This window comes from Streptomyces violaceusniger Tu 4113, assembly GCF_000147815.2.
Taxonomy (GTDB): domain Bacteria; phylum Actinomycetota; class Actinomycetes; order Streptomycetales; family Streptomycetaceae; genus Streptomyces; species Streptomyces violaceusniger_A.
In genome coordinates, this window is record NC_015957.1 from 8,206,525 (window position 1) to 8,219,863 (window position 13,339).

Consider the following 13,339-nt stretch of genomic DNA (forward strand, 5'->3'; position numbering starts at 1 on the left):
ATCCACAGCCGAGTGACGCGAGGCCGCGGAGACCGCAAGAATGCATAGGTGACATCGTCCCCCGCAACCACGCGGGGGACGGTGCCAGCGTTTGCGGTGGGCCGGTCCGTTCCGAGGGCAACGGCCCTGAGAACGGGCCGAGGAGGGCCGGGTGACGACCTATGACGAGCGAGCGAGCCTCAGCGATCTGACCACCACAGCGGAGCGGATCCGCCGGTCGGTGGAGGGTGTGATCGAGGGCAAGCCCGAGGTCGTACGGCTTTCGCTGACCGTGCTGCTCGCCGAGGGGCATCTGCTGATCGAGGACGTCCCGGGCGTGGGCAAGACCATGCTGGCCAAGGCGCTCGCGCGGTCCATCGACTGCTCCATGCGGCGGATCCAGTTCACCCCGGACCTGTTGCCGTCCGACATCACCGGCGTGAGCATCTTCGACCAGCAGCGCAAGGAGTTCGAGTTCAAGCCGGGGGCCATCTTCGCCCAGATCGTGATCGGCGACGAGATCAACCGCGCCTCGCCCAAGACCCAGTCCGCGCTGCTGGAGTCGATGGAGGAGCGCCAGGTCACCATCGACGGGGAGAGCTATGAGCTGCCCAGCCCCTTCATGGTGGTGGCCACGCAGAACCCGGTCGAGATGGAGGGCACCTATCCGCTGCCCGAGGCGCAGCGCGACCGCTTCATGGCCCGTGTCTCCATCGGGTACCCCAGCCCGCAGGCCGAGCTGCAGATGCTGGACATCCACGGCGGCGTCTCCCCGCTGGACGACCTGCAGCCCGTCGCGCACGCCCACGAGATCGTCAAGCTGGTCGAGGCGGTGCGCTCGGTTCATGTCGCCGAGGCCGTCCGGCGTTACGCGGTGGACCTGGTGGCCGCCACCCGCAGCCACCCCGATCTGCGGCTGGGCGCCTCGCCCCGGGCCACGCTGCATCTGCTGCGGGCCGCCAAGGCGTCGGCCGCGCTTGCCGGGCGGGAGTTCGCGCTGCCGGACGATGTGCAGTCCCTCGTCGTGGCGGTGCTGGCGCACCGGCTGCTGCCCACCGCGCAGGCCCAGCTGAACCGGCGCACCGCGGAGCAGGTCGTCACGGACATCGTGCAGCGCACCCCGGTGCCCACCTCCGGCGCGCGCGGTGCGGGCGGTGGGATGCCTCCCATGCCGCCCATGCCCCCGGCCGACTTCGGCCGGCAGCAGCCGGGCGCGCGGAGGCTGTGATGGCCGCAGGGGGGACGGACATGGGCGCCGAGGGCCCCGGCGCCGGCGAGGACTCGGGCGGGCTGCGGTCCGCCCTCGCCGGTCTGACCACCCGCGGCCGTTCCTTCCTGGCCGCCGGGGTGGCCGCCGCGGTGTGCAGCTATGTCCTGGGCCAGGCGGATCTGCTGCGGGTCGGGCTGCTGCTGGCCGCGCTGCCGCTGGTCTGTGTGGCCGTGGTCTACCGCACCCGGTACCGGGTGGCGGGCAGCAGACGGCTCGCGCCCGCGCGGGTGCCGGCGGGCTCCGAGGCCCGGGTGCATCTGCGGATGGACAATGTCTCGCGGCTGCCCACCGGGCTGCTGATGCTCCAGGACCGGGTGCCCTATGTGCTGGGGCCGCGCCCCCGGTTCGTGCTGGACCGGGTGGAGCCGGGCGGCCGGCGCGAGGTGTCCTACCGGGTCCGCTCGGATCTGCGCGGCCGCTATCCGCTGGGTCCGCTGCAGCTTCGGCTGAGCGACCCGTTCGGGATGTGCGAGCTCACCCGCGCCTTCAGCGCCTACGACACGCTCACGGTGGTCCCCCGGGTCGAGCCGCTGCCCCCGGTGCGCCTGACCGGCGAGGCCGCGGGGTACGGGGACGGGCGGCATCGCTCGCTGGCCCTGGCCGGTGAGGACGATGTCATCCCGCGCGGCTATCGCATAGGCGACGATCTGCGCCGGGTGCACTGGCGGTCCACCGCGCGCTACGGGGAACTCATGGTCCGCCGCGAGGAACAGCCGCAGCGGGCCCATTGCACGGTGCTGCTGGACACCCGGCGTACGGCGCACTACGGCTCCGGGCCCGACTCGGCCTTCGAATGGGCGGTCTCCGGGGCGGCCTCGACCGCGGTCCATCTGCTGGAGCGGGGCTATGCGGTCCGGCTGCTGACCGACTCCGGAAGCTCGGTGCCGGGCCCGGACGGCGGAGGCGGCTTCACCGGCTCCACCCATGACGGGGCGGAGACCGCCGGGCTGATGCTGGACACCCTCGCCGTGGTGGACCACTCCGACGGCGGAGGGCTCTCGCCCGCCTTCGAGGTGCTGCGGGGCGGCGGCGAGGGACTGCTGGTGGCCTTCCTGGGCGATCTGGACGAGGAGCAGGCGGCGACGGCCGCCCGGATGCGGCACCGCACCACGGCCGCGGTGGCGTTCGTGCTGGACGGCGCGGCCTGGTCGCGCGGGGCGGAGTTCGGGGGCACACGCGAGCTGGAGGAGCGGCTGCGGCAGTTGCGCGAGGCGGGGTGGACGGCGCTGCCGGTCGGCCCGGGGGCCTCGCTGACAGAGCTGTGGCGGCAGGCCGACGCCCAGGGTGCCACCCGGGCGGACGCCGGAGGTCCCGCGGTCGGCGGAATGACAGGGAGCTGGGCATGAGTGGGAGCGTTCGGCTCGCGATATGTGCGGCGCTGGCCACGGTGGCGGCGGCCTGTGCGCTGCTGCCGCTGGTGGACCCGGCGAGCTGGCTGTTGCAGGCCGCCCTGTTGCTGGCGGTCCAGAGCGGGACGGGCGTGGCGGCCCGCCGGGTGCCGCTGGCCCGCCCGCTGACGGTGGCCGTGCAGGCCGTGGTGACGCTGCTGCTGCTCACCCTGGTCTTCGCGCACGAGCAGGCGCTGGGCGGGGTGCTGCCGAGCCCGCAGGCCCTTGACGAGTTCGCGCTGCTGCTGCGCGACGGCGCCGACGACGTGGGGCAGTACGCGATCCCCGCGCCGCTCACCGAGGGCATCCGGCTGATGCTGGTGGCCGGGGTGCTGGCGATCGGCCTGGTGGTCGACGCACTCGCGGTGACGTACCGCAGCGCGGCCCCCGCCGGGCTGCCGCTGCTCGCGCTGTACTCGGTCGCGGCCGGCCTGTCCGACGCCGGGAGCGACTGGCTGTGGTTCCTGCTGGCGGCGGCCGGCTATCTGCTGCTGCTCCTGGCCGAGGGCCGGGACCGGCTGTCCCAGTGGGGCCGGGTGTTCAGCGGCGGCGCCCCGCATCCGGCGGGTATGCCGCCCTCGGGCCTGGCCGGGGCCGGAGGCTCCCCGGCGCTCGCCCCGGTCCGCACCGGCCGCAGAATCGGCGTGCTGGCGCTCGGCATCGCGCTGGTGGTGCCCGCGGCGCTGCCGTCCCTGGACGGCGGGCTGCTGGACCGGCAGGGCAGCGGCGGCGGGTCGGGCAGCGGCGGCGGCACGATCTCGGCGGTCAATCCACTGGTGTCGCTGCAGGACAGCCTTAACCAGCCGGAGAACAAGGAGGTGCTGCGCTATCGCACCTCCTCGCAGACCACGCAGGACCTGTATCTGCGGATCGTGGCGCTGGACCGGTTCGACGGCACCTCGTGGAAGTCGTCCGAGCGGCATGTCACCGATGTGCCCGGGCAGCTTCCGTCGCCCGCCGGGCTCGGTCCCTCCGTCCGGGTCTCCTCGATCGACACCTCGATCTCGGCCGCCGACTGGTACGCGCAGAACTGGCTGCCCCTCCCCTACCCCGCGTCCAGGGTCGAGATCGACGGGCGCTGGCGCTATGAGCCGGAGGGCCGCACGCTGGTCGGCGACCGCGGCCAGACCACCCGGGGCGCGCGCTACCGGGTCACCAGCCTGCTGGTGGAGCCGACGGCCGAGCAGTTGGCAGCCGCACCGGCACCGCCCTCGCGGCTGCGGAAGGAGTACACCGAGGTACCGGGCTCGCTGCCATCCGTGGTGGCCAGTACGGCGCGGGAGGTGACCGCCGGCGCGGCGAACGCGTACGAGAAGGCGGTCAAGCTCCAGGACTGGTTCGCGGTGAACGGAGGATTCCGTTACGACACCGAGGTGCAGTCCGGCAGCGGCTCGGCCGCCATCGTCCGGTTCCTGAAGCAGAAGGAGGGCTTCTGCGTCCACTTCTCCTTCTCGATGGCGGCGATGGCCCGGACGCTGGGCATTCCGGCGCGGGTCGCGGTCGGGTTCACCCCCGGCACCGCCCAGGCGGACGGCTCGGTGTCGGTGGGCCTCAAGGACGCGCACGCCTGGCCCGAGCTGTACTTCGAGGGCGTGGGCTGGACCCGTTTCGAGCCCACCCCGAGCCGTGGCACCCAGCCCGACTACACGATGGAGCAGACGCCCTCGGACACCCCGTCCGACGAGCCGACGAGCGAGCCCAGCACGACCTCCGAGCCGACGGCCGCCCCGACCGCCTCCGACAGTTGCACCCCGGAGATGAAGAAGCTGGGCACCTGTGGAGGCGCCGCGGCCCAGCAGCCGGACAACGGCGCCTCGGGCGGGGGCTGGTCGGCGACCAAGGTCACGAGTTGGAGTTCGCTGGCGGTGCTGCTGGCCGTGGTGCCCCTGCTGCCCATGCTGTGGCGGCGGCGGATACGGACCCGCAGACTTAACGGCTCGGGCGGGCGCACCGAGCAGGACGCCGCCGACCGGACCCTCGCCGCATGGCGTGAACTCACCGATTCGGCCTGGGACTTCGGCGTGCTGCCGGACGACTCGCTGACCTCGCGCAGAGCGGTGGCCCGCATGGTGCGGATCGCCGACCTCGACGACGATTCGGCCCGGGCGGCGCAGCGGGTGGCCGAGGCGGTCGAGCAGGTGCTCTACGCACCGCAGCCGCGCCCGTTCGCGGGCGTCGCGGACGACGTCCGGCAGGTGCTGGCCGGATTCCGGGCCAAGGCGGGGCGGCGGGAGCGGCTGCGGGCGCTGCTGGCGCCGCGGTCGGCGGCTCAGCTCGTGTGGGCGTGGGGACAGCGCTGGTCCGCGCTGGTCCAGCGGTGGGGAGCCCCCCGCTGGGCCCGCTGGGCCTCCCGGCTCAGGCCCCCGCGCGGCCAGGGGAGCTGACCTCGGGGCGGCCCTGAGCCCTTGCGACGGAGGCCCTGCCCGAGCCCCCGCGGCTGAGCCCCCGCGGCGCGTGCGGGGGCTCAAGGCCGCTCGGGCACGCCACGGGGGCTCAGCGCCGCCCGAGCTCGCTTCAGGGCCCTGCGGGGGCCAGGGCCAGGTACAGGCCGCGGTTGCAGGGCTGGGACCCGGTTACGGTTGCGGTTGCGGTTGCGGGCCCACGACGCGGTTGCGGGGCTGGGCACGGCTGACGGACTACGGCGCGGAAGGGCTACCGCACGGTTGAGGGGCGGTCGCCAGTCGGCGACCGCCCCTCAACCACTCATCCAAGAATTATTTCTCAGTGGCCCTGCTCATCGCGGCGACGCTGCCACCGCTCCTCGATACGCGCCATCATCGAACGGCGCTGACGGCCCTGACGGCGGGGAGCCGCCCCGCCGTCGCCCTGCGCCTCGCCGGGTTTGGGAGCCTTGCGCCAGCCGGTCACCGCGAGCACCGCACATCCCAGCATGATCAGGAAGCCCACCACGCTGATCCAGATCTGGGGAACGATCACTCCGACCATGAGGAGTGCGATGCCCACCAGAAAACCCGCGACCGCCTGGTAGACCCGTCGCCGGGTGTACGTGCGCAGGCCGCTACCCTCAAGCGCTGTCGCGAACTTGGGATCTTCGGCGTACAACGCTCGCTCCATTTGCTCGAGCATGCGCTGCTCGTGCTCCGAGAGCGGCACGGAGTCCTCCTACTCGTCGGTCGCGGGGGGCGACCGGGTGCGACCCTTTCAGGATAGGCAGGGAATCGCCCCCGTGAAACCCGCCCCTCAACGCCAATTCGCCCACCCCCACGGGCGTGGCGAAAGTTGACGCTGAGACGTCCATTCCCCTCCCGCCGATTGGCCATGCCGGACGGTGTACCCCGATCATACGGGGCCGGACGGCCAAGCGGGTCTCCTGTGGCCGACTCCACCTGCACCGCCCGTCGTCCGGTGGGGCGGGAGGAGACGCTCAGTCCCGCTCGGCGAGAACGTGCAGCTGAGTGGCGACGGAACGGAAGGCGGGCAGCCCGGCGGCGGCCTCCTCGAGCTGCAACAGGGCGTCCAGCGCCCCGGGCTCGGTGTCCACGAGCACTCCGGGGACCAGATCGGCGAAGACCCGCACCCCGTGCACCGCGGCGATCTCCAGACCGGCCGCCTTCACCAGCTCGGACAGCTGGTCGGCGGTGAAGCGGCGTGGCATCGGGTCTCCGGAGCCCCAGCGGCCCTCGGGGTCGGTAAGCGCTTGCCGGGCCTCGGTGAAGTGGCCGGCCAGGGCACGGGCCAGCACGGCGCCGCCCAGGCCCGCCGCGAGCACGCTGAGGGTGCCGGCGGGGCGCAGGGCCGCCGCCGCGTTCCGCAGGCCCTCGGCAGGGTCGTCCACGTACTCCAGGACGCCATGGCAAAGCACCACGTCGTAGCCGCCCCGCTCGACCACGTCGAACAGCCCGTGGACATCGCCCTGGACTCCGCGCACCCGGTCGGCCACCCCGGCCTCGGCGGCCCGCCGCTCCAGCGCGAACAGGGCGTTCGGACTCGGGTCGACCACGGTGACGCGGTGGCCGAGGCCGGCCACGGGGACGGCGAAATTGCCGCTGCCGCCGCCGGTGTCCAGGACGTCCAGCGCGCCGTGCACGGCCACTCCCTCGGCGGCCTCCCGGCCCGTGGCCTTGGCCCGCCGTTCCAGGGCGTCTTTCAGGACCTCCCAGACCACGGCGGTACGGAGGGACGCACGGGGGCGCTGCGGGTCTGACACGGCGGGTGGCTCCTCGGCGCGGTGCCGCCACCGCCCGGAGGCGGTGACGACGGCTTACTGACGTCGGCGGTCCCAGCCTATTGCCTCCATGGGGCGGGGCGCGCCGAGGCGGCCGGCCCCACCGGCCCCCAGCGGATAGCGGACGGCCGGCGCCCGAGCGGTACCCGGCGGACAGCGGCCGGTGCCCGAGCGGATACCGGACGGCCCGCAAGCCGATGCCGCACCGCGCCCGAGCGGATACCGGGCCGCACCGGGGCCGTCACCGGGTCATCTCTCAGGCTCCCGACGGGCCCGGCTCGTCACCCGGCGGGGCCTGGTGGGGCAGGGTCGGCTGCAGCATCAGCATGCGCTCCACCAGCCGCAGGAACATCGCGGTGGCGCGCAGCAGATCGTCCGCGTCCCGCCGGCTCGCGGCGCCCTGTATCCCCGCCTCGGCGCGGGCCCGGCGCTCGGCGCCGGAGGCGAACAGCGCGCTCCACTCGGCCAGTTCGGGAACGACCTCCGGCAGGACCTCCCAGGCGCTGCGGATCCGGGCGCGGCGGCGCGCGGTGGGCTCGGGGCGGCCGCGCACGGCGAGCACGGCGGCGGCCGTGCGCAGGGCGGCCAGATGTGCGGTCGCAAAGCGCTCGTTGGCGGTTTCGAGCGCGGCGGCCTCCTCCAGTCCCTGATGGGCCTGAGTGAGCAGACCGGCCGCGGCGGGCGGGGCGGACGCGCGGCGCAGCACGGGGTGGACATCGGTCGCGGGGCCGGTCAACGAGGGGGCAGGGGCGGCGGCACGGTGCCGGCGCGCTGCGGCGGTACTGGCCATGACGAACCTCCTGTCGTCGCGTGGCGGCCGGTCGTGTGGTAAAGCGACCGCCGTATAGGGCCATCGTGGGGCACACCACTGACAATCGGCTCTGACCAGCGTGAACGACCCCGACGCCGCGCCTCACCCCGCCATACTCCATACTGTTTTTGCACTGACCAGTCAGTTCAAAAATCAAGGAAGTGATCTGTGTGGGGGGCACCCCAGAAGCGGAGACCGGGGCGGCGGTGACGGCCGAGGGGCTCGGCGTCAGAGGGTCGCACGGCTGGGCGTTCCGCGGTGCCGACATCGCCGCCGACTCCGGTGCGCTGATCGCGATCGAGGGCCCGTCCGGCTCGGGCCGCACCTCCCTGCTGCTCACGCTCACCGGCCGGATGCGCCCCACCGAGGGGCACGGCGTGGTCGGGGGCTTCCGGGTTCCCCAACAGATGGCGCGCATACGCCGGATCAGCGCGCTCGCGCACGTACCGGGCGTCATCGAACTCGATCCGGTGCTCACGGTCGCCGAGCATCTGCGGGAGCGGGCCCTGCTACGGCGCCGGTTCGCCGACTCCCCCCGCGGGCTGCTGCGTCCGCGCCGTGAGCGGGCCGCCGCGTCCCGGGCCGGGATCGACGCGGCCCTCGCGGCCGCCGGGCTGGACCTCGACACGCTGCCCAAGGGGCCGCGTACGGCCGTACGGGACCTGGAGCGGCTGGAGGCGCTGCGGCTGTCGATCGCGCTCGCGCTCATCGCCCACCCGCGGCTGCTGGCCGTCGACGACGCCGACATGAAGCTCTCGGACGCCGAACGCGAGCGCGCCTGGGCGCTGCTGCGGGAGATCGCGGAGGGCGGCACCACGGTCCTCACGGTGTGCAGCCAGGCCCCGGCCGACGCGATCGTGGTCCGGACCGCGCGGCAGAGCCCGGCCGAAAAGAGCCAGAAGGCCGACGCGGACTCCTCCGACACTCCCGCCGCCCACGAGGCCGGACACGAGGCCGGACACGACGAGAACGAGAAGGGGGCGGCGGATGCGCTCGCCGAAACTCGCCGCGCTTGAGCTGAAGCGGTTCGGGAGGGGAAAGCTGCCACGGGCGGCGCTCGCCGCCCTGCTCCTGCTGCCACTGCTCTACGGCGCGCTGTACCTGTGGTCCTTCTGGGACCCGTACGGCAAGCTGGACAAGATCCCCGTCGCCCTCGTCAACTCGGACAACGGCGCCACCGTGAAGGGCGAGCGCCTCACCGCGGGCGACGACATCAGCGGCAAGCTGCTGGACAGCAAGACCTTCGACTGGCACCGCACAAGCGCCGCCGAGGCCCGTAAGGGCGTCGCGAACGGCACGTACTACCTGTCGCTGACCGTGCCCTCGGACTTCAGCCGGCAGATCGCCACCAGCTCCGGCAAGTCCCCGGAGACCGGCGCCCTCAAGGTGCGCACCAACGACGCCAACAACTACATCGTCGGCCAGATCTCCCGCTCGGTCTTCTCCGAGGTGCGCGCCGCGGCCTCCACCAAGGCGTCCCGCGGCTTCTACGACAACATCTTCATCTCCTTCGCCGATATCCACGGCGAGACGGAGAAGGCCGCCAAGAGCGCCGACAAGCTCGGTAAGGGCATCGGCAAGGCCAAGAAGGGCGCGGACGACCTCGCCAGGGGCCTGGCCAAGGCCAAGGAGGGCAGCCGCGATCTGAAGTCCGGGCTCGGCACGCTCTACAAGGGCTCCGGGACGCTCAAGACCGGCGCGGGCGGCGTCGCCGACGGCACCCAGTCGCTGTCCGACAAGGTCAACAACGTGGCGGCCAAGGTCCGCCCGTTCCTCAAGGAGCACGGCAAGGAGATCGGGGACGTCTCCCAACTGGTCGCCGACGCCTCCCAGAAGGCGTCCGACAGCCTCGACACCCTGCCCGAGACGACCTCCACGGCGGCCACCAAGGCCCGTAAGGCGTCCGACGACCTCGCCGCCGACTACCGGACCCGCTGTGAGGGGGCAGTGCCCGCCGACCCGGACTGTCCCGCGCTCAAGAAGTCGGTGGCGGCGGCCGACACCGCCGCCGATGTGGCCGAGGACGTCAACAAGCTGGTGCAGGACCACACCACCCAACTCGACGCCCTCGGCGGTCATCTGGACGATCTGCACGACCAGGCGCTCTGGCTCGCGCGGAACGCCCCGCACCTGGGCACCGACCTCGACACCGCCGTACGGAAGGTCAACGCCCTCAACTCCGGGGCAGAGAAGGTCGCCAAGGGCGCCGGAACCCTGCACACCGGGCTGAGCACCGCCAAGACCGGCGCCTCCGACCTCGACACCGGCGTCGGTAAGGCGCGCGGCGGCGCGGACACCCTGGGCGGCGGGATGTTCCGGCTCGTCGACGGCACCGGCAAGCTCTCCGGCGGGCTGCACGACGGCGCCGACAAGATCCCCGACTACGGCGAGCAGGACCGGGACGCCCGGACCGAGGTGATGGCGGATCCGGTGCGGCTGGTCAATCAGGCGCTGCACAAGGCGCCCAACTACGGCACCGGTTTCGCCCCGTACTTCATCCCGCTCTCCCTGTGGGTCGGCGCGATGGTGGCCTACATGCTGATCCAGCCGCTCAACAGGCGCGCACTCGCGGTGGGTGCCTCCTCCTGGCGGATCGCGTTCGCGGGCTGGCTGCCGGTCGCCGCGATCGGGGTGTTCCAGACGCTGGCCCTGATGGCGGTGTTGCACTGGGCGATCGGCCTGCAGATGGCCCGGGCCGCGGGCACGCTCGGCTTCCTGATGCTGGTGACGGCCTGTTTCGCGGCGATCGTGCAGTGGCTGAACGCCCGCTTCGGACCGGCCGGCCGGATCCTGGTGCTGGCCCTGCTGATGCTCCAGCTCACCTCGGCGGGCGGCACCTATCCGGTGCAGACCAGCCCGCGCTTCTTCAACGCCATCCATCCCTTCCTGCCCATGACCTACGTGGTGGACGGGCTGCGCCGGCTCATCACCGGCGGCGGGCTCGGCCCGGTCTGGCTGGCCTGCGGGGTGCTCCTCGGATTCAGCGCGGCCGCCCTGGCGCTCACCGCGTGGTCGGCGCGGCGCCGGCAGGTGTGGTCGGTGGACCGGCTGCATCCGGAGCTGAGCCTGTGAGCGGCATAACATCGACAACGGGCAGAATCGGCGCCATGGACAGCAGCAGCACGCGCCGCCAGGCCACCCGCCAGAAACTCTTCGAGGCAGCGGTCACCCTCATCGCAGAACAGGGCTTCTCCTCCACCACCGTGGATGAGATCGCCGAGCGGGCCGGGGTGGCCAAGGGCACGGTCTACTACAACTTCGCCAGCAAGACCGTGCTCTTCGAGGAGCTGCTGCAGCACGGCATCGAGCTGCTGACCGCATCTCTCCAGAGCGCCGCCGACGAGAACGCCGAGCGCGGCGGCAGCCATGTGGACGCGTTGGACGCCATGGTCCGGGCCGGGCTGGTCTTCATCTCCCGCTATCCGTCGCTGACCCAGCTCTACGTGGCCGAGCTGTGGCGCACCAACCGGGCCTGGCAGTCCACCTTGATGATGGTCCGGCAGCGGGCCATAGCGGTGATCGAGGCCGAGCTGCGGGCCGGGGTGGCCGGGCACGAGTTCAGCGGGGACATCGACATCCCGCTGACGGCGTCGGCGCTGTTCGGGATGGTGCTGGTGGCCGCGCTGGACTGGCAGTCCTATCAGCCGGAGCGGTCGCTGGAGGATGTGCATGCGGCGCTGTCGCGGCTGCTGCAGGGCCGCGTGGGCGGGACCGTGGCCTCCGGATAGCCGGCCGCGGCCTCCGGATGGCCGACCGTAGCCTCCGGATGGCCCGGTGTGGCGGGCGGATCAGCTTCCCCGGGTACACGTAGAAGGCGCTGTTCCGGCAGATCGACTCTCATCGAGCTGACCGGAACAGCGCCTCCCCCCGTAACTCCCCCGTACTTCCCCCGTTGGAGGCTCCTGGTCTGGAGACTCCCGGTGACTCCCACCTTTCGTCCGGGCCGCCGCGCCGTTCCGCCGCCCCGTGCCGGCGGTCCGGCGCGCGGCCCTTCCGTATGCACCACTCTCTCGTCCGAGCAGGTGGCGGCCCATCCGCGCGACTACTCATCTCCCCGGCTGAGTACGCGTACTCAGGTCTGCGCACTCGTCCCCAGGCGTGGTGCCCCGGCTGTCGGTGGGGGCGGATAAAGTCGCGGTCATGGCACGGATTGTGGTGATCGGCTCCGGGATGGGCGCCATGGCGGCGGCCGCCCGGCTGGCCGTGGCGGGCCACCGGGTGGTGGTGTACGAGCGCGGGCGGACCCATGGCGGCGGGGTCGGCCGGTTCGCGCGGGACGGATTCCGCTTCGACACCGGCCCGGGGCTGCTGCACCTGCCCGCCGTCTACCGGGATCTGTTCGTGAAAACCGGCAAGCAGACCCTGGAGCAGAGCGTCGAGCTCAGCCAGGTCGACCCGGCGAGCCGGCATCTCTTCGCCGACGGCACGGACGTCCGGCTGCCCAACGCGTCACGGGCCGGGGTGCTCCAGGCGCTGGACGGCGCCTTCGGGGCGGGCGCGGGCGAGCGCTGGAGCGATCTGGTCAACCGGGCGCGCGAGGTGTGGGACGCCACCCGCAGGCCGCTTCTGGAGGAGCCGCTGCGCGCCGACTGGCGGGTCCTGGGCCGCGATCCCTATCCGGCCGCCCCCGTGCGGCGCGGGCGGCTCGGCGGCCTGTTCGGCCGGGGCGGTGCCGACGGCCCGCCCACACTCGCCGGAGTGGCCCGCCGTGAGCTGAAGGATCCGCGCGCCGTGGCCCTCCTGGAGAGCCATGTGCTGGCGCACGGCCTCGACCCGCGCTCCGCGCCCGCCGCGGCCACCGTGCTGCCCTATATCGAGCAGACGTTCGGTGCCTGGTATGTGCGCGGGGGTATGCGGGCGCTCGCCGATGCCCTCCATGAGCGCTGCCGTCAGCGGAAGGTCGAATTCCACTTCGATGCCCAGGTCACCGGCATCGTGGAGAAGGACGGCCGTGCGGCGGGTGTGGAGCTGGCCGACGGCACCGTCGCGGAGGCCGACGCGGTGGTCTCGGGCATCGACCCCGCGCTGCTGCCCCCGCTGCTCGGCGGTCAGCCGCCCTGGGGGGAGGGGGATGTGCGGCCGGAGCCCGGCGCGGGCGGCGGCACGCCGGGGCGGCTGACCGTGCTTCTGGCGCTGCGGGGCGCCCGCCCCGAGGACGCCACGCATCGCACCGTGGTCCACGCCCCGGACCGGGAGGCGGAGTTGGCCGCCGTCTTCGGCGACGGCCACGGGCTCCGCGAGCCGTGCCCCCACCCCACGGTGACCGTGCTGCGCCCGGACGACCCCACGGTGCGCCCGGACGAGGAGCACGAGGCCGTCACCCTCACCGCCGTCGTCGCCCCGCACGGCCCGGTGGACTGGACGGACGGCACGGCGGCGGAGCAGGCCGCCCAGCGGCTGATCACGGCCGCCGAGACCGCGATACCGGGGCTGCGGGACCGGATGCTGTGGCATGAGGTCCGCACCCCCGCCGACACCGAGGCGGAGACGGGCGCCAGGGGCGGCGCCGTGCCGGGCCCGGTGCTCGCCGGGGCGGACGGCGCGTTTCTGCGGCCGGCCAATGTCACCCGGCTTCCGGGCCTGTATCCGGCGGGCGGCTGGGCCCATCCGGGCGGCGGGCTCGCCCACGCCGGGATGTCGGGCGCGCTGGTGGCCGGGCTGATCGTCGAGGGCGAGGACTGGCGCGGCTCCCAGTAGAGCGGCTC

At 73.3% G+C, this 13,339-nt stretch carries 10 protein-coding genes; 7 read left to right on the forward strand and 3 right to left on the reverse strand.

Going from position 1 to position 13,339, the window contains the following annotated elements; all coding sequences use genetic code 11:
* Window positions 1–151 precede the first annotated feature (151 nt).
* Genes STRVI_RS33545 through STRVI_RS33555 form a run of 3 tightly spaced genes read left to right on the forward strand, consistent with a single transcriptional unit; the run spans window position 152 to window position 5,021 of the window.
* Window positions 152–1,207, forward strand: coding sequence for an AAA family ATPase (locus STRVI_RS33545; RefSeq protein WP_014060017.1), 1,056 nt, complete (start codon window positions 152–154; stop codon window positions 1,205–1,207).
* The gene (locus STRVI_RS33550; protein ID WP_014060018.1) at window positions 1,207–2,595 is read left to right on the forward strand and encodes a DUF58 domain-containing protein; all 1,389 of its coding nucleotides are present in this window, start codon (window positions 1,207–1,209) and stop codon (window positions 2,593–2,595) included. Before STRVI_RS33545 ends, STRVI_RS33550 begins: the two co-directional genes overlap by 1 nt.
* Window positions 2,592–5,021, forward strand: coding sequence for a transglutaminaseTgpA domain-containing protein (locus STRVI_RS33555; protein ID WP_014060019.1), 2,430 nt, complete (start codon window positions 2,592–2,594; stop codon window positions 5,019–5,021). Before STRVI_RS33550 ends, STRVI_RS33555 begins: the two co-directional genes overlap by 4 nt.
* A 337-nt stretch (window positions 5,022–5,358) precedes the next feature.
* On the opposite strand, the gene STRVI_RS33560 is transcribed toward STRVI_RS33555, so the two are convergent.
* From STRVI_RS33560 to STRVI_RS33570, 3 genes are all read right to left on the reverse strand, one after another.
* Window positions 5,359–5,751, reverse strand: a complete 393-nt coding sequence (locus STRVI_RS33560) for a DUF3040 domain-containing protein (protein WP_014060020.1) — start codon at window positions 5,749–5,751, stop codon at window positions 5,359–5,361.
* Between the two features lie 271 nt (window positions 5,752–6,022).
* Window positions 6,023–6,805 carry a methyltransferase gene (locus tag STRVI_RS33565; RefSeq protein ID WP_014060021.1) on the reverse strand — a complete coding sequence of 261 codons (783 nt, stop codon included), beginning with the start codon at window positions 6,803–6,805 and terminating at the stop codon, window positions 6,023–6,025.
* A 274-nt stretch (window positions 6,806–7,079) separates the two neighbouring features.
* Window positions 7,080–7,613 (reverse strand): SAV_6107 family HEPN domain-containing protein, encoded by a 534-nt coding sequence (locus STRVI_RS33570; protein WP_014060022.1) that lies wholly within the window; start codon window positions 7,611–7,613, stop codon window positions 7,080–7,082.
* A 191-nt stretch (window positions 7,614–7,804) separates the two neighbouring features.
* Between STRVI_RS33570 and STRVI_RS33575 the strand changes: the two genes are divergently transcribed.
* The 4 genes from STRVI_RS33575 to STRVI_RS33590 all read left to right on the forward strand — a co-directional run bounded on the left by STRVI_RS33575 (window position 7,805) and on the right by STRVI_RS33590 (window position 13,331).
* Window positions 7,805–8,650 (forward strand): ATP-binding cassette domain-containing protein, encoded by an 846-nt coding sequence (locus STRVI_RS33575; protein ID WP_014060023.1) that lies wholly within the window; start codon window positions 7,805–7,807, stop codon window positions 8,648–8,650.
* The gene (locus STRVI_RS33580; protein ID WP_014060024.1) at window positions 8,622–10,706 is read left to right on the forward strand and encodes a YhgE/Pip family protein; all 2,085 of its coding nucleotides are present in this window, start codon (window positions 8,622–8,624) and stop codon (window positions 10,704–10,706) included. The genes STRVI_RS33575 and STRVI_RS33580 overlap by 29 nt, the downstream gene beginning before the upstream one ends.
* Before the next feature lie 35 nt (window positions 10,707–10,741).
* Window positions 10,742–11,362 carry a TetR/AcrR family transcriptional regulator gene (locus STRVI_RS33585; protein ID WP_014060025.1) on the forward strand — a complete coding sequence of 207 codons (621 nt, stop codon included), beginning with the start codon at window positions 10,742–10,744 and terminating at the stop codon, window positions 11,360–11,362.
* Window positions 11,363–11,774: 412 nt separating this feature from the next.
* Complete coding sequence (locus tag STRVI_RS33590) at window positions 11,775–13,331, forward strand: phytoene desaturase family protein (protein ID WP_043236944.1); 1,557 nt, start codon at window positions 11,775–11,777, stop codon at window positions 13,329–13,331.
* Window positions 13,332–13,339 lie beyond the last annotated feature (8 nt).